General features: G+C 55.0%; 14 protein-coding genes and 1 tRNA gene. 5 read left to right on the forward strand and 10 right to left on the reverse strand.

The features are described from left to right. Window positions 1–491: 491 nt before the first annotated feature. The gene (locus HKK52_RS26565) at window positions 492–4,499 is read right to left on the reverse strand and encodes an AAA family ATPase (protein WP_169373223.1); all 4,008 of its coding nucleotides are present in this window, start codon (window positions 4,497–4,499) and stop codon (window positions 492–494) included. Window positions 4,500–5,186: 687 nt separating this feature from the next. On the opposite strand from HKK52_RS26565, the gene HKK52_RS26570 reads away from it, so the two are divergent. Continuing rightward, window positions 5,187–6,920, forward strand: a complete 1,734-nt coding sequence (locus HKK52_RS26570) for a retron Ec67 family RNA-directed DNA polymerase/endonuclease (RefSeq protein ID WP_169373224.1) — start codon at window positions 5,187–5,189, stop codon at window positions 6,918–6,920. A 468-nt stretch (window positions 6,921–7,388) separates the two neighbouring features. Here HKK52_RS26570 and HKK52_RS26575 read toward each other — a convergent pair whose 3' ends face one another. From HKK52_RS26575 to HKK52_RS26615, 9 genes are all read right to left on the reverse strand, one after another. Further along, complete coding sequence (locus HKK52_RS26575; protein WP_169373225.1) at window positions 7,389–8,246, reverse strand: hypothetical protein; 858 nt, start codon at window positions 8,244–8,246, stop codon at window positions 7,389–7,391. 89 nt (window positions 8,247–8,335) lie between these two features. After that, a complete protein-coding gene (locus tag HKK52_RS26580) occupies window positions 8,336–11,218 on the reverse strand; it encodes a DUF927 domain-containing protein (protein ID WP_169373226.1) in 2,883 nt (960 codons plus the stop codon). Continuing rightward, complete coding sequence (locus HKK52_RS26585; protein WP_169373227.1) at window positions 11,208–11,495, reverse strand: DUF3077 domain-containing protein; 288 nt, start codon at window positions 11,493–11,495, stop codon at window positions 11,208–11,210. Before HKK52_RS26585 ends, HKK52_RS26580 begins: the two co-directional genes overlap by 11 nt. Beyond that, entirely contained in the window at window positions 11,492–11,782 is a 291-nt protein-coding gene (locus tag HKK52_RS26590) for a hypothetical protein (RefSeq protein ID WP_169373228.1), read from the reverse strand. The genes HKK52_RS26585 and HKK52_RS26590 overlap by 4 nt, the downstream gene beginning before the upstream one ends. A 531-nt stretch (window positions 11,783–12,313) precedes the next feature. Further along, window positions 12,314–12,619 carry a hypothetical protein gene (locus tag HKK52_RS26595; protein WP_148058603.1) on the reverse strand — a complete coding sequence of 102 codons (306 nt, stop codon included), beginning with the start codon at window positions 12,617–12,619 and terminating at the stop codon, window positions 12,314–12,316. Further along, on the reverse strand, window positions 12,616–12,933 hold the full coding sequence (locus tag HKK52_RS26600; protein ID WP_169373229.1) for a helix-turn-helix transcriptional regulator: 318 nt from the start codon (window positions 12,931–12,933) through the stop codon (window positions 12,616–12,618). Before HKK52_RS26600 ends, HKK52_RS26595 begins: the two co-directional genes overlap by 4 nt. 210 nt (window positions 12,934–13,143) lie before the next feature. Beyond that, on the reverse strand, window positions 13,144–13,995 hold the full coding sequence (locus tag HKK52_RS26605; protein ID WP_169373230.1) for a hypothetical protein: 852 nt from the start codon (window positions 13,993–13,995) through the stop codon (window positions 13,144–13,146). A gap of 339 nt (window positions 13,996–14,334) precedes the next feature. Then, window positions 14,335–15,576 carry a tyrosine-type recombinase/integrase gene (locus tag HKK52_RS26610; RefSeq protein ID WP_123509317.1) on the reverse strand — a complete coding sequence of 414 codons (1,242 nt, stop codon included), beginning with the start codon at window positions 15,574–15,576 and terminating at the stop codon, window positions 14,335–14,337. Window positions 15,577–15,740: 164 nt separating this feature from the next. Next, window positions 15,741–15,825, reverse strand: a tRNA-Leu gene (locus tag HKK52_RS26615). 107 nt (window positions 15,826–15,932) lie between these two features. Between HKK52_RS26615 and queA the strand changes: the two genes are divergently transcribed. The 4 genes from queA to secD all read left to right on the forward strand — a co-directional run bounded on the left by queA (window position 15,933) and on the right by secD (window position 20,432). Then, window positions 15,933–16,997, forward strand: coding sequence for a tRNA preQ1(34) S-adenosylmethionine ribosyltransferase-isomerase QueA (gene queA, locus HKK52_RS26620; RefSeq protein ID WP_149658086.1), 1,065 nt, complete (start codon window positions 15,933–15,935; stop codon window positions 16,995–16,997). A gap of 5 nt (window positions 16,998–17,002) precedes the next feature. Further along, window positions 17,003–18,118: a tRNA guanosine(34) transglycosylase Tgt gene (tgt, locus tag HKK52_RS26625; RefSeq protein ID WP_161807656.1), complete on the forward strand. Its 1,116-nt coding sequence runs from the start codon at window positions 17,003–17,005 to the stop codon at window positions 18,116–18,118. A 43-nt stretch (window positions 18,119–18,161) separates the two neighbouring features. Next, entirely contained in the window at window positions 18,162–18,500 is a 339-nt protein-coding gene (gene yajC / locus HKK52_RS26630) for a preprotein translocase subunit YajC (RefSeq protein ID WP_169373231.1), read from the forward strand. A gap of 63 nt (window positions 18,501–18,563) precedes the next feature. After that, window positions 18,564–20,432: a protein translocase subunit SecD gene (gene secD / locus HKK52_RS26635; RefSeq protein WP_169373232.1), complete on the forward strand. Its 1,869-nt coding sequence runs from the start codon at window positions 18,564–18,566 to the stop codon at window positions 20,430–20,432. Window positions 20,433–20,438 lie beyond the last annotated feature (6 nt).

Consider the following 20,438-nt stretch of genomic DNA (forward strand, 5'->3'; position numbering starts at 1 on the left):
GGTTCTATGCCCCGTGTAATTCAGAAATGCTCAGGGTCCCCGGCGACCTCTCAACATCTTGTGCAATCGCACTGGTGAACTGTGTGTTCACCCGATTCACCTGTTCACTAAGCTGGGCACCTATCCGCTAACAAAGTCCGGCGGGTTTCCGACCCCGTATCAAGTCAGCTCTCCCAGGGGCCCCTGATATTTTTAAATGGGATGGGCATGACTATGGCCTACATCGCTGAAGGTTTATCCACTCACGGGGCTAGGGGCTAAAAATTGGTGTTACAGGTGTTACTCGTGTTACATGATTGTTTATGTATTTGATTAATAACGGTTTTTATGGTGTTACACGTCTGTGCGCTTCGACCACAATGAAGTGTTACAAGCGCACAGGTGTTACATGTGACAGCGATAAGTAAACTGGCAGTTTCTAGTATTGGCGTTTGTCTGCATGGGCGCGCGTCCGGCCAAAAGCAGACAGTCATTGCTCGGCGGTGATAGATCTAGTGCCCTGGCAGCCTTGCTCTGATAACCCCGTGAACGCGCCACATACTCTGCAGCTGTAAACAATCAATTGCCCCGTAGTTCCCGTCAGAACAGGACACCGCCAGTGAGTCGCCGAAGGTACCCACGTTCTCGAAAATGCGTAGACCAGTGCCCTGAATGGAAGACCCGACCCGTTTCAAATAGGCGAATTGCTCGCCGTGCTGCGCGGCCATGATCGCTACGACGTCACCCTTCATCGGATCCAGGAGTGACTCACTCGATAGCTCAACAGACTCCAGCAAGACGAGATCGCCGTTTCTGACGACTGGGTAGCCACTGTCCTCAATGATGCGTGCGGCGAGAAGCGGCTTGTCCAGTATCGAACAGGTATCGACGCAGCGAGCTTCCTGATCTCCCTCTCGCGGTGTGTTGCCGTAGAAAATGCCGACTATAGGAAGTATCCGAACCTTATTTTTTGACAACGTCACGGCAGGCGCCACTCTTTCTGTGCCGGACTGGTCGCACGCCAAAGTCAGTTTCGAAGGATCTCTCTGGTCGGAGTGATATCGACGAGCCAAGACAGTGTTCCCACAGAGAGCAATAACAGGGTCACCGTTTTTGGCTTCTTCGCTCAGCGAAACGGCTACCGTCTGGCCCGGCAATGCCAATGCCCCCAGACTGGAACCTCGGATGGCATAAAGGGCAATTTCACCCAAGTCTGAGAGTGAAATTGTGGTGAACTCACCCTCTACGGCAACCGCATCCGAATGTGTGCGAGCGCTAAAGTCGCCGAGAACTCGAATCGGACTCTCGTTGAGATGGATCGGTACGGGTGCAGGGGGCGAAGACGCAAAAAAGAAGTCTTCGTCCTCACGGGTGAGCCGGCCCATAAAACGGGCATATGACGCACTGCAGCTGCGAATAAATCGATCGACTTCATCAAAAGCGCCGCTCACTTCGCCCGCATCAAATGGGGTGACGTCACGCAGGTTGTGATGCGCGTTATTGATGATTGAATAGAACGTTGAACCTGGGCGCAGTGATTTGCACTTTAGCAGGCGTTCAAACGGTATTTCATTGAATGGCTGCTCACCGCCATTGCGGGCACTACTGATGTGGGCGATTAGGTCCGCAAGAGTAGGCTTGTAGATGAGGATCGGATCTGAAGCCAGCAAGTCCCACAACCGGTTCTCAATATGAAGGCGTACTCGCTCGACGAACTCCTGCGCCTTGGCAACATCCGATTCGTCTTCAAGCCATACGGCGCGCCGCTCCAACACCTCCTCGACGGCTGGGGTGAACGCAGCCGTATACCGAGAGGAAGAGATGGGGCTGATTTGCAGCATCGTCCAGGATGGAGAAGCCAAAGAAGTTTTTGGCAATCGGCTTTTTACGGCCGCGATAAACCGGTTGTCATTTGAGGTGATGATCAGAGCCATGCCTGCCTCGACGAGTTTCGGTATAGCGGCAGCCAGGTTCTCGGTATTGATCGGATCGAAATAGGTTTGCGGATCGTCCAGCAGAAGCACCTCAAGCACCCCGGCACGTTCACGAATACGCTCCCACAAACTGAAGACAAACGCCCAGACACAAGCGCGAAGATGCGAGGAGTTCATCACCTCATGAGCGTGCACTCGAACAGATCCGAGGCCAGCGTACAGACCAACACCTTGGGCTCTAGCTGGATCCAGACCGATATACGCTGGCCCTCCGACGTAGTGCGGCCTGTAAATGACTTTCAACCACGCAGTCGTCCTTTCATCTAGTACCGTTATCAGGCCCTCTACCTGGTGATGAACGAGCCCAGGCAGTCGTGCGAACTCCTTGATCGCGGCGGCGGCTCGACGTACCAATCGATGCTGCTTGCGAGCTTTCACCCAGCTTTGCCGAATCACTTCGATCTCATTCATCTGGCGCAAAAGCGCGATGATAGGGTCGGCGGACGTAACGGCTTGCTGCAGTGCAATCACTTGGTGCCTTAACGGGCACATGGCCATTTCAATCTGGTCGTCAGTGGCCTTGGCTCGGCTGAACGAGCCGTTACCAAAATAACGCTGCGTGACGAGCTTAATCTGATCCTCACTGAGCTGACGATGTAGCGCTAGCGATAACGCCGCCTGCAGATTGGCAAACCTGTTGGCTAGAGAGGTAGATCGAAGTTCCTGCGGTAATTCGATTATCTGGGAGTCGGGCAGCACAGGTAGAGGATGCGCTTGCACCGAATGGTTCCACACCTTCTCAGCATTTTGTTTCAGCGAACGTAACTGGGTGCTAAAGGCTGGATCCTTCAACAGCTCACTTAGATACGCACCCCGATAGATCTCCAACAGCGTTGCACGTGATCTAATGTCAACGAACGGGCGAAGCGAGGCAGGAAGCGCCTCCAGCAGCTCGCTTGCAGCGGCTTGCTGCCAGTCTTGAAGTGTCTTCGTGGCGTCCGTATGTGCGAGCGCGCTAGCTTCCAGCGCACCGAGCACCGCCGTGTCCAGCAAAGCATCGGGAGGTACTTGGGTAAGATCTGAACCGCATACCGGGCAATCGCTGAACGGTTCTTCAGGGTGATGACGGCGATGCCACTGGGAAACTATGGCGTACAGCTGCCATCGTGCGGTTTCCTCCTTTTTCTTCTGTCGTGCAACCTGATCAAGTGCTCTTTCCCTTAGCTCTTCGAGCTTCGCAATCACAACTGCTCTGTCGGCGTCTTGGATTTCGCCTAGCCGTTTGAGTGTTTCGACAGATGGCAGCGATCCAAGTGCCACAGCCGCGAGACGCTCTTTCGCCGTCGCGAGGATGTTTATGAAAGCCTCCACTTGTTCCTTCGTTTCCAACCGGACTGAGCCCGCGAGAATCTCATCTATGTCGTTCTGTCCTTGCTGGCGAAGTTCCTCCAGATGGTTTATCGACGATTCGACTGCCGCTTTACAGCTTTTTTCTTCGCTTTCCTGATCGGGGGACATGAGGTCGGGTAAGTCACCAAGCGCCTCCACCTGCATTGTCCATGCTTCACCCAATGTGCGTTTGCTGGTCAAAAATCGCAGAAGCGCGGCACTTTCATCCTCTTTGGCCTTGTCGTTTTCTTCACCCGTTAAGCGTTTGGCCAGTCGTTCGGAACGCTTGCCAAGATCTTGCAACGGCCTCAGTCCAGTCAGCTGAGCAATCGCATCAGCAAACGTGGTTTTCTCGTCGAAGCGCATAGTGGTCGCGATCGCGGGCATCAAGGTACCCGCTTCAATTGCCCATTGAGGGAGGCCTAGCTGCTCGATGCCGCTCACTGGGGTGGTGACAGTTCCTCTGGGACCTAGCTTGAGCTCTCGTCGCACCACGACCTCTTGCCCGGAGTGCTCCCTCAGGGTCAGCTCAACCCAGGTATCAACTGCGGGCTTATCCTGCAGCGCTGTTAAATCTTCGGCAGAAGGAAGTGGGACTATCGGGGGCAGAGCGATGGATTTGGCGATTTCATCCCGGCCCGGATTCTCCTCGTCCGGCGCCTGCATCAGTTCAACGGTTATCGGCTGATGCACAAACGACGGTTTGTGCTGGGAGCGATGTGCCTGACCAGTCAGACACCACATGATCGCGCTTTGAAAGGCCGTTTTTCCGGCGCCATTGAATCCCCACACGCAGGTGACATCACGGTCGAGTTCTAGCGAAAGAGGGTCCGGTGCCTGACCATCAGTACCGCAATGACGGTGTAAGCCCGCAAACCTATGTGCTCTGATCTGCGTGATGCGCCACCGAGGGCGCTTGAGCGCGGAAGCTGCAGGCTGTTCTTTAGGCACGGCGGCCTTAGGCGTTTCCAGTGCTTGGAGCAACTGGTCTATTTCGGTACTGGAGATTTGCTTTTGTTGGGCCCAAAGATCTCGCCTAGACGCGTAGAAGCGAAATGCTATTCGGGCATCTTCGGCGCCGAAAAGAAAGCTTTCAGCGCCCTCAGGCAGCGTAATGGATCGACCCAACGACAGCGCCTCGACAATTTCTTCGAGAGTGCTGGATTCCAGTTCCAGAGGTGACTGATTCGCTGCCATGCTTTTTCCTCCTTGAGAGGATTGGGGGGCTACTGATCGGCGCCCGCCTCTGTCACTCGGTTTTGGGACCTGACAACATAGTTTATCGCGTCTGGGCCGGGTTGCTGGTTATCGCCAGATTTGTGACAACATAGTCTGTCTAAAGGACGCCGCCCCAAGTCACGCCCGGTTAAACGCGCAATCAGATGTCTTCGTTTGACGGGCGCTCACCGACTGGCGGCTATCGGCCAGATGCGCCTGTTCAATGTCGACGAAATTAGGGGCGATTCAGGATGAAGCAATAGATACCGCCTAACGTACCCACTCGCTGGCGGAAACTGTTTCCGTAGCTTGGTCAAGGCAATCGCCTTTATAAGTTACGCGTGTAATCACTCCAACAGTCCCAAGCCCGAACTGATTTTAACCCGGGTGCGGAAGCACAGGAAAAAAGACCCCAGTAGCCCGCAGGTACGGTGTGGTGACAATGGCGTGTGGTAAAAGAAAAAGTCTTGACTGTACCTGATAGCCATGTGCTACCTTTCCTTCAGAGCTTATAGATAGATTTTTTGTCATGTTTCGTGACATTTGCAAATCTTGTGTGAGTGATTGCTCATACAGTTATCAGCAGTCTTGGCGCCAAAGTAAATGTCTGGCGGACGCTAATGAGTATCTATAAGCTCTACTATTTTTTTTCATGGATGAATGAACTTGTCTAAACTAGCCATTCTTCGATCCGCGCAGGGACTTCATGACCTTGCAGAGCTGCTTGCATACGAGCCCAAAAAACTATCGTATGTAATCTACAAAATGCCCAATCGGTATACGAAATTTACCATACCGAAAAGTTCTGGCGGTACGCGTTCAATTGCAGCTCCAAGGGAAGAATTGAAAGCTCTACAAGTCAAAGTTTCAAAATTATTACAGCTGTGCATTCACAACATGAATGCCGATCTCAACATAACAACCTCGCTTTCGCACGGCTTTACAAAAGGTCATTCCATAATGACCAATGCAGACCTCCATAGAAAAAAAAGATATGTTTTTAACATAGATATAGAGAATTTTTTTGGTTCAATTCACAGAGGTCGCGTGTTCGGCTTTCTTACCAAGAATAAAAGCTTCTCGCTTAATCCAAAAGTGGCGCGTGCTTTAGCTCAAATTGCATGTCACGATGACGCCTTACCTCAAGGAGCGCCATCCTCCCCTGTATTTTCAAATTTAATCGGCCACCTCATTGACGTGCGTCTTGTAGAATTAGCTTCAAAACTAGGCTGTTCATATTCAAGATATGCAGACGACATTACATTTTCGACTAATAAAAAAACATTCCCAAAAGAAATTGCACTTGTATCGCCATCAAACGAGTGGGTGGCCAGCCCTACACTTATAAAAATCGTATCGAAGTGTGGCTTCGCACTAAATGAAAATAAAACTAGAATGCAGTACCAGGAGTCTAGACAGTCTGTAACGGGACTAACGGTGAACAGAAAAATAAATTCGCCTGCAGTATATCGGCATCAAGCTAGAGCCATGGCGCACAGCTTATTTAATACTGGTTCATTTTCTGTTCCCGATAAAGACCCAAAAGTTAAAGCCAAAATTCCAGGCACCATAAATCAGCTCGGTGGAATGCTAAGCTATATATATATGGTAAATACATTCAACAGGTCAAAAATTGTTGAAAACAGCGCGATACGAGATGAGGATATTAAGCTTAGCGCGATGGAGAAGGTTCACGCCGACTTTGCATTCTACAAACATTTCTATGGAAACCAAAAAATAACAATACTTTGCGAGGGGAAAACAGACAATATCTACCTGCAGTGCGCAATTAAAAGCCTTGCAAAAAAATATACCATTCTTGCAAAACTCAATGCCGACGGCAAAGCTGTATTGAATGTTAACTTCTTTAAATACACCGATCTCACTCATAGATTGCTCGGTCTCTATGGAGGTACCGGAGATATTGGAGAATTAATAAAGCGTTACGTAAGCTGTTGTGGGAAATATAAAAATCATCCGTTCAAACATCCTACAATTATTGTGGTAGATAACGATGAAGGCTCCCAGAAAATATTTACGGCGCTCAAAGTTGTAACTGGGAACAAATACATGATCGGTTCAGGGAAGGCGCAAAATCTCGACAAGTCTCTCGATTTCTACTACGTCGCCCAGAATCTGTATGTAGTTTTCACTCCGTTAAAAATGTCGGGTGATGACACAATGATGGAGGATTTTTTTACCTCGGATACCCTAAATACAATCGTAGATGGGCAACGATTCTCCGTAGTTCATAAAGCACCTAACCAACTTGTTTATAGTAAACATACCTTTTCACAAAAAGTGGTAAAGGCTAACCAGAAAACCATAAATTTCTTAGGGTTCACCCCTGTTCTAGATCGAATTCAGAAAGCCGCTAAACACTTCTACTCACTACCATAAGTAAAAAATCCCGCTAGAGTTGTAAAAAATCAACACATATCAAATTTTCATATCTTGAAAAATTATAGACCTTCACCCTTCAACTTGTTCAGCCGCATTATCAGGGGCTGAGTAGGCTCCCGCTGCAAACCATACCCACCCATGTTTGTGTCACGATGCCCATCAATTGCAGTGGAGTATCTGTCCCAGCATGCACTTCGTCGCGGGTTCGTTTGTAATCGAGTTGAATTCGTTTCTTTGCTGCAAACCCTCAGCGCGATCAATTCTTGTTCGTCAGCCTCTGGCCCATTGCGGTCTCTTTGAGTACGCGCTCTCTATTGAGTTGTGCTTGGCGTTTAGAGGAACGTTCGTTCAGACCGGACTCCGCAGCAACTGCTAATTCGCTCGTTGATTGTTGTTCGCACCTGCGCCAAGTGTTGCGGGATACTCGGTAGAGTAATCAGCCCGCGAGAGCGGGCTGATTCGGGATTACGCGGCGAGTAGTTCTGCCAGGGAGATATTATGGGCGACGTTTGCCAAATCGGTACGATCGAGTCTCGAATGGAAGGGGCCGAAACGAGGCACCTCAAGCCCAGACAACGCATCTCCCATACCGCCTTTCTGATAGCTGACGGCAAGTATCCGGGCGCCCACGGCCATCAGTCGCTCGGTTGCAGCATTCCATTCCTCGTCTAACGCAAACCCGACTGCGTTCAATGCCGCCGTCTTGGCTTCATCTCCACGTTGGCGGGCATATTTGATTTGGGCCTCGAGGGTATCAATCTCGACTTGCAGAGCGCCGAGGATCAGGTCTTGCCTTCTGACCTGCTCGTCCGTTGTTGCCAGTTGTTTGGCCGCCTTCTGCATTTCGCTGCTTGCTGATTTTTCCCCTTCGATATCGCCACTGGCCAGGCTTTTAGCGTAGGACGTCGCAGCGTCACGCTCGGCTTGTTGCGCTTTTTCCAGTGATTGATCCGCTTCCGATTGAATCGTCTGAAACCGTTCATTTAGGTGCTTTTTTTTTCGCTCTAGCGCTTCGACTACAGCATTTGCATCGGTCATCGCTTGGATAGATTCAGCTTTGACCTGATCAATTTTTTCCAAGCGTTCCAGGTGTTGAATCTTCCGATCAATTGCGGCCAGCGCACCTGGAATGGCTCGTATGCGGGATGTGACGCTTGAAACTTTCTCCAGAGCCTCGCGGCTCTCAGGGCTCCCAATTGCATTGCCATTAGCATTGTATTCGCTGGGTGCATTGCGCCATTCGGCTTCCAGTTGTGGAAGACTTTGTTCCAGGGTTTCCAGTTCTTGACGCAAGGCGGTTTGTTGCTGTTTTAGCTCGTTCATGTTGAGTTCCTAAAGACGAAATGTGGATTGGTTTTTTCGCTGGCGGGCCAGGCCAAGGTGAGCCTGCTTTCCTCATGGCGCAGCCATATTTAGGCCGCCTGGGCACCGTGATCACCTTGTTCTGGCACTGCGACAACCACATAGCAGCGCTGCAGGCCCAGTCCCGGTAGTCGCACTGCGGTCGAGGCTTTGCCATCCTTTCCTGGCTCTAGAACACCTCTTCGCAAAAGCTCTTTGTTAACCGCACTCAGGTTCATGCCTCGGAAAATTTCGGAGCGCCATGCCTCGGGCAGCACGTAGTAGGTGTTTGTGGTGTGCAGGGCGTCGCCCATGCCGTGTTCCATCGTCTTGCGAAAGCCCAGCCGGTCAATCGTGCGGGGACCGTGCTCATCGATCTTTGCAGCGGCAGATTCCCAGCGGGTAAAGCGGCTTTCTCCAAAGCGCTCGATGACCTGGCGTAACCGAGCCAAAATCGCATCGCCCTCCAAGTTTCCGGCGCCGCCACGCTCGGCCAGCCACGCATGCAGGCACACCCGTGCGGCTGTCGTAGCAGTGCCGTCGGGCCAACCGGTGACTCCGAAGGCGGTGGCCAATTCTCCAGCCGCCGCAGCGAGGCCGAAGCGAAGGGCGGCTCGCTGGGCTTGTCCACTGGCAAGGGCGGGCAGGTTCAGGGTGATGAACTGCTCCACCGTACGCCGGACAATCACGGACCACCTGAGCATTTCTCCAGGCGCGCATAGTGCTTGCAGAAAGGCGGTGAGGGGCGTGCCGTAGTATTTGGTTACCCGGGCTTTGAGCGCATCGGAGAGGGCGGCAGCGTCCTCAAAACCGTTCAGCGCATCGAACATGCCGAGGCCTTTGCTCGCATCGGCTGGAACCGCGAGCATCCTCACTTCCATGCCGGCTTTCAGCTCCTTATTGGCTTCGGCCATGTGCTGCGCCAAGGTTTTCTCGCCAGTTGAGAGAAACAGCAAGCGCCACTCCTGCACCTGGCGGCCAGCTTGTCCTCGATCATTGGCGCGAGCCTTTCCGGTGCCGTTGCCGAGCATATACACCGTTTCGCCAATGATGCGCGGGTCGCACATGCCGATTTCATCCAGCACCAGGAGTCCGTCAGAATGCGCGGCAGCGATGGACTCCAAGGCGTTATCCGTGGAGCGCCAGGAGCGCACTAGACGTGGCCCGCCGTAGATCGAGGCGGCCACTTGCAGGTGGGTGGTCTTACCGCCCGAGCTGTCACCGTAGAGGTGAAAGCCGCCCGACTCATGACCAAGCAGGTGCAGTAGCGGACCGGCAAACGCGACGCTGGCGACAAACGCCAAGCGGTGGTTGCCGATGCACAAGGCGCCGATTTGCTCTTGCCATTGCTCCAGGGTGCCGGCTTCGCTGATCGGCGGGAGTTGCGCGCCGGCCTCATAGAAGTGCAGGTGTTCGGCGTGCGAACCGATCTGCTGTTCGGGCAGTAAAAAGGCGCTGTCGTGCCAGCCCAAACGGGTGACCAAGCGTGCGCGCTGGGCGCTGTCGAAGCCGCCGAGATAACTCTGCAGGTCGTTGCGGGCATTACGACCGGAGCGACTGCCGGCGAGACGCAAACCCATGTCGACGAGCGGGCCGAGCACGTCCTTGCCGAAGTCACCGGTCATGGTTCGCGCCGGGATGTTCCAGCGCTTTTTCGCCCCGTCCGGGTCGTCGAATTCGACCAGCAGACCCCAGTTGTGACCCTGCGCATCTCGGGTGCGCGCCAGGATCTCCAATGGTGAGCACACTGGACGTGCCTCGCCATCGTCACCGGAATAAAACACGCCTTCGGGTGTCAGGCGGAAGCCGCCGGGCAACAGATCGTTTTTGGGTTTCGCGGCGCGCTTGGTCGCCGGCTTAGTCTTGGCTTCGGGTAGACCGGCCGGTGCTTTCTCCGGCTCGACGCCAAACAATTCACCGCTGCGTTCCAGCTCAGCGATGTGCGCCGCCGTCCAACCTTTGGCTTGGGCATCGGCCGCGTCGTCGCCGTCTTCCCATTGACCACCTTTGGCGAAGGTCGGTTGGTCATTCTTGAGCGTGGGCTTGCGTTTGAAGACGCCTAGGGCGATCACGCGCACCGACGCGACGCCGATCTGTTGCAGTTGTTCGGCTACGGCGCTCATGCAGCTTTTACCGCTGGCGTCGTTGTCGGGCCACAACATCACCGTTCGACCTTTGAGCGGTGTTAGGTCGGCTTTGTGCCAGGAGTTCGAACCGTTCGGCCAGCACGTGGCCACGTAGTTGGGCAGCAGCTTCGCTGCGGCGTCGGCGGCCTTTTCGCCTTCGCATAGAATGACGGGAGCCTCTGCGCGTTGTGTCAGTTCATCCAGGCGCAGCAGTGGACGCGGCTCAGGCAGACCTTGCCAACGCCATTGCTGCGTTTGACCGTCGGTACCCTGGCACCAGGTCAAGGGGGCAAACACCTTGCGTGGTTTGCCGTCTTCGTCCGGGCCCAAATCGAAGCGATAGAGCGCCATGACCGGCTGGCCTTGAGCGTTGCGGTATATCCAGACGTTGGACGGCGTACCGTGTTGCCGATGTTTGGTCGGGCACTTGTTCATGGCCTCGGCTGGGATCGGCTGGATTGCGAGCCATTCCGGTGTTTTGCTTTTGCTGGAGCTAGGTTTCGATTGAGCCGCCCCAGCGGTAACGCGCAGCAGATCCGCCAACTTATTGCAGGCCTCGACGTCGGTACCGCCATCCAGATAGCGCACCAGATCGATCAGGTCGCCGCCTTTGTCTCCGGTGGCAAAATCTGCCCAGGTGCCTTTGCTCAAGTTGACCTTGAGCGAGCCGGCGCGCTTGTCGGTGCGGGTTGGATTGGCGGCGGTGTATTCCTTACCACCGTCGACGCGTTTACCGTTGGGCAGCCAATGGGAAAGTACCCGGTCGATCTCTTTCAGAGAAGCCGCTTTCACGTCGGCAAAGCTGGGGCGTTTCGCGTTATTGGTCATGGCCAGCCTCCATTCGCAGGAGGGCGCTGGTCACATCGTCGATCACGGCTTTACCCATTTCGCTGAGGTAATGAGCGGCCATCGCGCATTGCTCAGTGTTGTCGCCGTGGGTGGCCAGAAGCGTCATGCGATTCGCGCAGCTCAGCAGGTCAGAGGCGTATTCAAGCGCTTCGGACACTGGGACGCCGGCACTAAGCCGAAACAGCATCTGATGGGGCTGCCCGCACTGTGCGAAAGAGGTCGTGCCTTGGGTGGTGATGCTGGCTTGAAGGCTCATTGCGCACCCCCAGTTTTAGCCCGAGGAAGCGAAGTCGCATCGCCGTGCAGGGTCAGGGTTTTGATCAGGCCCAGGGTGCCGCGCACGTCCCAAATGACGGCGGCCAGTACGTGATTGGCCAGACGAGGTCTGTCGCTTTCGCTTTCGAAGTGGTCCTCGAGCAGGGTCAGTACTGAATCAGCGCGGTTAATGGCACAGGTAATGGCGTCAATCGGAATGCCGGCTTCGACATCGTTGCTGACGTCGAGCAGGTCTTCGGGTAGGGAGCAGCTCAGGGCGTTGTTCATTGGGCACCGCCTGCGGCTTCGAGCGCGCGAGCTTTGGCCATATGGGCGTTGTATCGGGTGAGACGTGTAGCGAGGCTGGAGTTGGCGTGTAAAGCGGCGAGAGCCATTGCACGATGTGCTGCGGCGCGATTTTTGAACGGATTGAGGGCGTACATTGGTCGAGCTCCTGTATGTGAGGAGCTGCCACTGATCGTCGCCAAACGATTTAAGGGTGGCAGCTGTGCGCAGGTTGGCGAACCGGGCATACAGGACCCCGGCAGACCCGAAGGTCTCCCACGCACAGCTACCATAAAGCAGGAATGCAGGCACAAAAAAAGCGCCTGCAATCGGTATGGAGACGCCTGTGCGCCTGTATGTACTCGGGTCGCCAAACCCGTTCGCTGAATTTGCAGCGACGGCCAGAGAGTAACGTCCGTTTTTCGAAAGTGCAACTGCGTTGATAGCTTGCGGTTTGTTCAGGTGCGGCATAAATTGTTCGTGCATGTAGATTTACCTAAACGCCTCCGGATCGCTCCCGGGGGCGTTTTCATTTCAAGCATGATTCTCGTGGCGCAAGGTGAGTACTGGGGAGTAACCGTCCCGGATCATCTGGCGAGCGTCGTGATAAGCGTCCGTCTTTTGTGCTTCGCCCAGGACGACGATGCCGAAGCTCTCGGTATGCATGATCAGCACACACCAGACCCCATCTGGCCAACTCAGCACGCAAAGCGAGCGGCCATGATTTTCATGCTTGCGGCGCAGACGTTCGAAACGATTAACTTGAGTGACGGAGAATCCGACTTTGCGCAGTGAGTGAAATGGTCGATATTTTCCGCGTGGAGGGATGAGTTTTCTCATGCAGCCACCTTGTTTCTCGCCGCAATGCGTGCTCTTACCCAGTCTTGGACTTCTCCTAAAACAAATGCCACAGCCGCGCCACGGGCAGTGCTGTTGCTGAGCTTTACGGGCAATGGAAAGCCACTTTCTGGCTGCTGCATCAGCTTGTAAATTGTAGGGCGTGCTAGTCCAACGATTGCCATAACCTCAGGCATGCGGATTAGTGTTGTTGCGGGATCAAAGGTTGTGCCAGAAAGGCTCAGCGAGCTGAGGGGTACTTCATTCGCCACTACTTGTGATTGCAGTTTGGACGGTGAGAATTTTGTTGGGGACATAGATAAAAACCCTGTTCATGGATACAGGGGTATCTATTTATATAGTTCTGGAGGCAAAGAAAATAAGAGATTATTCGAGTTCGTTAATAAGCGGAAATAGAGCGGAATGGCACGGAAACGCGAGCTTTTTTTGAGCTTCATTCCGACGAGCGGTATCCCTTGGAGTGGGAGGTTTGGCGAGATGGCGAAGGCGTGATATCAGTGACGAAATCATTTTTCTTGTTCTTCCTCGTCTTTGATTCGATATTTCACGAACGCGATGTATTTGGCAAAACCGAAATTAATGATCGGCTTTTTCTCCGACCCCGAAAGCCACCCGATAACAATGAATCTGGCGCCCGCCAGCTCGTTCATGTCGTGCAGTTTGAACGCGGATAGCATTTCCTCCTCTAGGTTCTCATCACTGACAAGAAGGCTGGGCTCCGTGAGGTAATCACCGCAGTTCAACCAGACAAGGCCGTTCCTTCGGTTGACGTTTGTGATGAGTCCCCAAAAGAGCCTGACTGAGCCCAGCTCTATATTGGAGAGCTGATGCTGAGAGGACAGAAGGCTGCGAATGGAACCCTCAAGTGCTACCCGCCCGCCGTCAGTTACGACTTTGATCGTGGCATCATCTTCGGGATAGTTTGGATTGCGGATCAGGTGGGAGAGGATCTGTCTCAGTGACTTATTGATCGGGTAGTCGGAGGCGTTGGCATACTTTTTCTGAAGGTTGCCCCAAGGAGAATACACCGGAGGTTTGTTAGAGGGCTCCGGAGCCATGATGGTCTGGGATGAGCGCTTATCAAGATCTACGACGATCTGTGCAGTGTCGGCGCCATCAGAAGGCCCAGAATCCTCTCCATCGATTACTAGAATGACCGTCTTTATCTGACAGCCGTCTTCATGGTGGGCCGCAAAGCATGCTGCTTTTTCGCGAACCCCACCTAAAGATCCTCGAACGAACCAGGCTCTTGCTTCGCACTCGCTACATTCGATGTTACCGGCGTACTTCTCAATGTCTTGCTGGTACTTAAGCGGTGTACATGGGCTCAGATCAGCACGATACGTAACAGACTGCATTCACTTTTCCCTAAGTATGCTTAATCGCTTTGTAGTGGCTATAAGCCTCTGTCGCCTAATGATCATACCCCCTGCGAGGAATAACTCCAGCGAGGCAATCATCCCCGGCACCCCGCTAATAAGACGCAGAGCAGCGATCCCCTCAGTTGACTCCAACCTTCATGGGGAACCAGAGAAGGCTCCCGTGTTACACGGCATGAGCATGTCACACCGCGTGTACGGTTTCCTTTTGTCATGTGTTACATGAATAAAGTTCTTTATATTCAATTAGTTGGGCCTTTGCGTTACATCTGTAACACCCGTTACACCGGTTTTTGAGGGGCGGGGGAGAATGTTTGTTTATACCGCCTTTCCGAACTGTCCTTGCACTACATTGCCGTCCGCCAGTACATCAAGATGATCGGCATACCACTGCATCATCGTTACGCGGTGCTCAAGGTATTGAGCTTTGTTGTATACCCCTGAGATACCTTCCTCTTTGTGGGCAAGCTGCGCTTCGACGTGCTCTTTAGGCCAGCCATGTTCCCGAAGCAGTGTGCTCGCTGTGTGCCGAGTACCATGCCCAACCAGGCGACTTTTGTAGCCAATCGTGGCAAATACCTTATTGATCGTGTTTTCGCTGATGGTTGGATTTTTCGCTCCGACACCGGGGAAGAGCCAGCGACTACGTCCGGTTAGGCAGTGCAAATCCTTCAGGGCAGCAACAGCTTGGCGGGGTAGAGGGCACACAAAGTCTCGGCGCATCTTCATCTTGGCAGCAGGCGTTGTCCAAATGGCTCTCTCTAGATCCAACTCCTTCCATTCGGCCAAGCGAACCATTCCCGGCCGTGACGCCGTCCAAATGCAAAGCCACGCAGCAGTGCGGGCCGTCAGTCTGCTGGGGGTGTTTTTGAGTGCCGTGAGGAATTCACCCAGCTCAGGTTCTAGTAAATGTGGGTGCTGTTGAGTCTTGGGCGCTTGGGCCGCAATGTCGCGAAGGCGACTACCCGGATCGTTCTCAGTCAGACCTAAGCCGATGGCTCGCCCGAATATCTGATTGATCCAGGTACGGCACTTTTCCGCTACGTTGTGCGCGTCTCGAGCTTCGATGGATGCTTGGAGTTTTGCGCAATCGGCACGGGTGATCTCGTCGAGAGGCTTGTCTCCCAATGCCGGAAGTATGTCCTTGTCGAGGTAGGTACGGATTTTGTTGAGAGTGGAGGGTGCAAGGCCCTTCTCTTCTTTTGCCTTGAGCCAGGCGTCGGCAGCAGCTCGAAAGGTGCGGGTTTTGGCCGTATCAGCAGCAGCTTTCGCGGATCGCTTTTGTTCAAGGGGATCGGCACCGCTACTCACTACTTTGCGTAGCTCGGCAGCTTTGTCCCGTGCCAACGCACCACTTACTTCCGGGTAGCCCCCGAGCCCCATCCAAGCCCAATTGCCCGCCGGACGTTTGTAGCGAAGCTGCCAGGATTTACCACCATCCGGTTTGACCCTGAAGTAGAGGCCGTTTCCGTCGAGCTCCCGGTATTCCTTTGATTCCGGCTCCAGCCCCGCAAGTGTCGTGTCAGCGAGAGGGCGACGCTTGATATCTGCGCGCTTCATCCTTGTATCCCAAAGTTCGGTATTTTTCTCAGGATACAAGCAGGGATACAGGGATACAACGTATAGGGAGAGACAGGGGTAGATAGACAGACACAAAAAAACCGGCCAAGTGGCCGGTTTCTCTGGGTCTGAAAGTCTGGTAGAGACTTTCAGATACTGCTATATGGTGCCCCGAGGGAGACTCGAACTCCCACTCCTTTCGAAAACGGATTTTGAATCCGCCGCGTCTACCAATTCCGCCATCAGGGCTCAATGGCGGCGAAGTATAGAGATGAGATTACCGTCGGTCAATCAGGTACATAGAGAATTTTCACTATTTCGGCTAGACTTCCGGCCCCTGCTAGACGAACCCCATCATGCGCGTTGCTGACTTTACTTTCGAACTCCCTGATTCGCTGATTGCTCGCCACCCTTTGGCCGAGCGTCGCGGTAGTCGCCTGTTGACCCTTGATGGGGTCAGCGGCGCCCTGGCACACCGTCAATTCACTGATTTGCTCGAGCATTTGCGCCCGGGCGATTTGATGGTGTTCAACAATACCCGGGTGATTCCGGCGCGGCTGTTTGGCCAGAAGGCTTCCGGCGGCAAGCTGGAAATTCTGGTGGAGCGGGTGCTCGACAGTCATCGCGTGCTGGCGCATGTGCGTTCCAGCAAGTCGCCCAAGCCCGGTTCGAAGATCCTGATCGACGGTGGCGGCGAGGCAGAGATGCTGGCGCGGCACGATGCGTTGTTCGAGTTGGGGTTTGCCGAAGAGGTATTGCCGCTGCTGGATCGCGTCGGGCACATGCCGTTGCCTCCCTATATAGATCGCCCGGACGAAGGTTCGGACCGCGAGCGTTATCAGACCGTGTACGCCGAGCGCCTGGGCGCGGTGGCGGCGCCGACGGCGGGGCTGCATTTCGATCAGCCGCTGATGGAGGCCATTGCGGCCAAGGGCGTCGAGACGGCGTTCGTGACCTTGCACGTCGGCGCGGGCACTTTCCAGCCGGTGCGGGTCGAGAAGCTTGAAGATCACCACATGCACAGCGAATGGCTGGAAGTCGGCCAGGACGTGGTGGATGCGGTGGCCGCTTGCCGTGCGCGCGGTGGTCGGGTGGTGGCGGTGGGGACCACCAGCGTGCGTTCCCTGGAAAGCGCCGCCCGCGATGGCGTGCTCAAGCCGTTCAGTGGCGACACGGACATCTTTATCTTCCCGGGCCGGCCGTTTCATGTGGTCGATGCCCTGGTCACCAACTTCCATTTGCCCGAATCCACGCTGTTGATGCTGGTTTCGGCGTTCGCCGGTTATCCCGAAACCATGGCTGCCTATAAAGCAGCGGTGGAGCATGGTTACCGCTTTTTCAGCTACGGTGATGCGATGTTTATCACCCGTAATCCTGCGCCGACTGCCCCTAAAGAATCGGGCCCTGAGGACACTGTATGAGTCGTATGTCGTTTGAACTGCTGGCCACTGACGGCAAGGCTCGTCGCGGTCGTCTGACCTTCCCGCGCGGTACCGTCGAGACCCCGGCCTTCATGCCGGTGGGCACGTACGGCACCGTCAAGGGCATGTTGCCGCGGGATATCACCGCCACCGGCGCGGAAATCATTCTGGGCAACACCTTCCACTTGTGGCTGCGTCCTGGCACCGAAGTGATCAAGAAGCACGGCGACCTGCACGATTTCATGCAGTGGAAAGGCCCGATTCTTACAGACTCCGGCGGTTTTCAGGTGTTCAGCCTCGGCGCGATGCGCAAGATCAAGGAGGAGGGCGTGACCTTCGCCTCTCCGGTTGATGGCGCGAAAGTGTTCATGGGGCCGGAAGAGTCGATGCAGGTCCAGCGTGACCTGGGCTCCGACATCGTGATGATTTTCGACGAATGCACCCCGTACCCGGCCGACGAAGACGTCGCTCGCGTGTCGATGGAGCTGTCGTTGCGTTGGGCCCAGCGTTCGAAAAATGCGCATGGCGACAACACGGCGGCGCTGTTCGGCATCGTTCAGGGCGGCATGCACCAGGACCTGCGCATGCGCTCCCTGGAAGGCCTCGACAAGATCGGCTTCGATGGCCTGGCCATTGGCGGTCTGTCGGTGGGCGAGCCCAAGCACGAGATGATCAAGGTGCTGGATTACCTGCCAGGCCTGATGCCGGCTGACAAACCTCGTTACCTTATGGGCGTTGGCAAACCGGAAGATCTGGTTGAGGGTGTGCGCCGCGGTGTGGACATGTTCGATTGCGTGATGCCAACCCGTAATGCCCGCAATGGGCATCTGTTCATTGATACAGGCGTGCTGAAGATCCGTAACGCGTTCCATCGCCATGATGATTCGCCGCTGGATCCGACCTGCGATTGCTACACCTGCCAGAACTTCTCCCGTGCTTATCTGCACCATCTGGACAAGTGCGGCGAAATGCTGGGTAGCATGTTGAATACCATCCACAATTTGCGCCATTACCAGGTGCTTATGGCTGGTTTGCGCGAGGCTATTCAACAGGGTACATTGGCCGCCTTTGTCGATGCCTTCTACGCCAAACGCGGGCTACCTGTTCCGCCTTTGGACTGAGTTTTCTGACCCCAAGATTCAACATTTGCAACTGGAGTGCTAAATGAGCTTTTTTATCTCTAATGCCATGGCCGACGCTGCTGCACCGGCAGCTGCAGGCCCACTGGGCGGCGGTTTTGAGTGGATTTTCCTGGTCGGTTTCCTGGTCATCTTCTACCTGATGATCTGGCGTCCACAGGCCAAGCGCGCCAAAGAACAGAAGAACCTGCTCGGCAGCCTGCAAAAAGGCGACGAAGTTGTGACCACCGGTGGTATCGCCGGCAAGATCACTAAAGTGGCAGACGATTTCGTGGTTCTGGAAGTTTCCGACACCGTGGAAATGAAGTTCCAGAAGGGCGCCATCGCCGCCACGCTGCCAAAAGGCACGCTAAAAGCGATCTAAGTTTCAACTTCTACTCAATCGACGGGGCGCGCAAGGCGCCCCGCGTCATAAGCGGGCGGCGTGATGCTGAACAAATACCCTCTGTGGAAATACATTCTGATCCTGGCGGTGCTGGCGGTCGGTCTGATTTATTCCGCTCCCAATCTTTACCCTGATGACCCGGCCATTCAGGTCAGCGGTGCAAGCACCGCGCTGTTGGTCAATCAGGCTGATCTGGATCGTGTGAGCACGGCGCTCAAGGAATCCGGGATCAACGTCAAGGCGGCCACGCTGTCGGCCAACGGCAAGGGCGGCCTGATCCGTCTGACCAAGGCTGAAGACCAGCTGCCGGCCAAAGACGTCGTGCGCAAGGCATTGGGTGATGACTACGTCGTTGCACTGAACCTGGCACAAACCACCCCGCAATGGCTGCGCAGCCTCGGCGCGCACCCGATGAAGCTGGGTCTGGACTTGTCCGGTGGTGTGCACTTCCTGCTGGAAGTGGACATGGACAAAGCCCTCGACGCACGCTTGAAAGTGTACGAAGGCGATGTGAAAAGCCTGTTGCGTAAAGAGAAACTGCGCTATCGCAGCCTGCCGCAACTCAATGGCGCCATTCAGCTGGGCTTCACTGACGAAGCAGCCCGCGAACAGGCCCGTGCGCTGGTCCGCAAGAACTTCAACGATTTCGACATTGTTCCGGCCGACCTGAATGGCCAGCCGGTACTGCGTCTGGCGATGACCCCGGCCAAGCTGGCGGAAATCCGTGAATACTCCATCAAGCAGAACTTGACCACGGTACGTAACCGCGTCAACGAGCTGGGTGTTGCTGAGCCGATCGTCCAGCGTCAGGGCGCCAACCGCATCGTGGTTGAGCTGCCAGGCGTGCAGGACACCGCAGAAGCCAAGCGTATCCTCGGCAAGACGGCCAACCTCGAGTTCCGTCTGGCGGCTGAGCCAGGTGCTTCGAAAGCCACTTCCGAATCGTTCGAGTTCCGTGAAGGCAATCGTCCTGCGGCACAGATCGAGCGTGGCCTGATCATCACCGGTGACCAGGTCACCGACGCCAAGGCTGGCTTCGGCGAGCACGGCACGCCCGAAGTGAACATCCGTCTGGATGGTCATGGTGGCGAGCTGATGAGTCGTGCGACCCGCAGCAACGTCGGTCGCAGCATGGCGGTGATCTTCATCGAGCAGCGTCCGATCACCACTTACACCAAGCAAATGGTTAACGGCGTCGAGAAAGACGTCGCGGTGCAAACGTTCAAGGAAGAGAAGAAGATCATCAGCCTGGCGACCATCCAGTCGCCACTGGGTGCTCAATTCCGTATCACGGGCCTGAACGGCCAGGGCGAGTCGTCCGAACTGGCGCTGCTGTTGCGTGCCGGTGGTCTGGCTGCACCGATGTACTTCGCTGAAGAGCGCACCATTGGCCCGAGCCTGGGTGCGGACAACATCACCAAGGGTATCGATGCATCGCTGTGGGGCATGCTGTTTGTCTCGCTGTTCATCATCGCCATCTACCGCTTCTTCGGCATCATCGCCACCGTCGCGCTGGGCGTGAACATGGTGCTGCTGCTGGCCCTGATGTCGCTGCTGGGTGCAACGCTGACCCTGCCGGGTATCGCCGGTATCGTATTGACCATGGGTATGGCGGTCGATGCCAACGTACTGATCTTCTCGCGGATTCGTGAAGAGATCGCGGCGGGCATGACGGTACAACGGGCAATCAACGAAGGCTTCGGCCGGGCATTCACCGCGATTCTCGACGCCAACCTGACAACATTGCTGGTCGGCGGGATTCTCTTTGCGATGGGCACCGGCCCGGTCAAAGGCTTCGCAGTGACCATGTCCCTCGGGATCTTTACCTCGATGTTCACGGCCATCATGGTGACCCGCGCGATGGTCAACCTGATCTTCGGCGGTCGGGACTTCAAGAAGTTGTGGATTTAAGGGGCT

The organism is Pseudomonas sp. ADAK2 (assembly GCF_012935755.1).
Classification (GTDB): Bacteria; Pseudomonadota; Gammaproteobacteria; order Pseudomonadales; family Pseudomonadaceae; genus Aquipseudomonas.

What these genes read in the sequence shown, in the direction of transcription:
- HKK52_RS26585 (WP_169373227.1), bottom strand. Translation starts at nt 11,495, where the DNA reads ATGAGCCTTCAAGCCAGCATCACCACCCAAGGCACGACCTCTTTCGCA.
- HKK52_RS26565 (WP_169373223.1), bottom strand. Translation starts at nt 4,499, where the DNA reads ATGGCAGCGAATCAGTCACCTCTGGAACTGGAATCCAGCACTCTCGAA.
- HKK52_RS26605 (WP_169373230.1), bottom strand. Translation starts at nt 13,995, where the DNA reads ATGCAGTCTGTTACGTATCGTGCTGATCTGAGCCCATGTACACCGCTT.
- HKK52_RS26575 (WP_169373225.1), bottom strand. Translation starts at nt 8,246, where the DNA reads ATGAACGAGCTAAAACAGCAACAAACCGCCTTGCGTCAAGAACTGGAA.
- yajC (WP_169373231.1), top strand. Translation starts at nt 18,162, where the DNA reads ATGAGCTTTTTTATCTCTAATGCCATGGCCGACGCTGCTGCACCGGCA.
- HKK52_RS26590 (WP_169373228.1), bottom strand. Translation starts at nt 11,782, where the DNA reads ATGAACAACGCCCTGAGCTGCTCCCTACCCGAAGACCTGCTCGACGTC.
- HKK52_RS26610 (WP_123509317.1), bottom strand. Translation starts at nt 15,576, where the DNA reads ATGAAGCGCGCAGATATCAAGCGTCGCCCTCTCGCTGACACGACACTT.
- HKK52_RS26580 (WP_169373226.1), bottom strand. Translation starts at nt 11,218, where the DNA reads ATGACCAATAACGCGAAACGCCCCAGCTTTGCCGACGTGAAAGCGGCT.
- queA (WP_149658086.1), top strand. Translation starts at nt 15,933, where the DNA reads ATGCGCGTTGCTGACTTTACTTTCGAACTCCCTGATTCGCTGATTGCT.
- HKK52_RS26600 (WP_169373229.1), bottom strand. Translation starts at nt 12,933, where the DNA reads ATGTCCCCAACAAAATTCTCACCGTCCAAACTGCAATCACAAGTAGTG.
- tgt (WP_161807656.1), top strand. Translation starts at nt 17,003, where the DNA reads ATGTCGTTTGAACTGCTGGCCACTGACGGCAAGGCTCGTCGCGGTCGT.
- secD (WP_169373232.1), top strand. Translation starts at nt 18,564, where the DNA reads ATGCTGAACAAATACCCTCTGTGGAAATACATTCTGATCCTGGCGGTG.
- HKK52_RS26595 (WP_148058603.1), bottom strand. Translation starts at nt 12,619, where the DNA reads ATGAGAAAACTCATCCCTCCACGCGGAAAATATCGACCATTTCACTCA.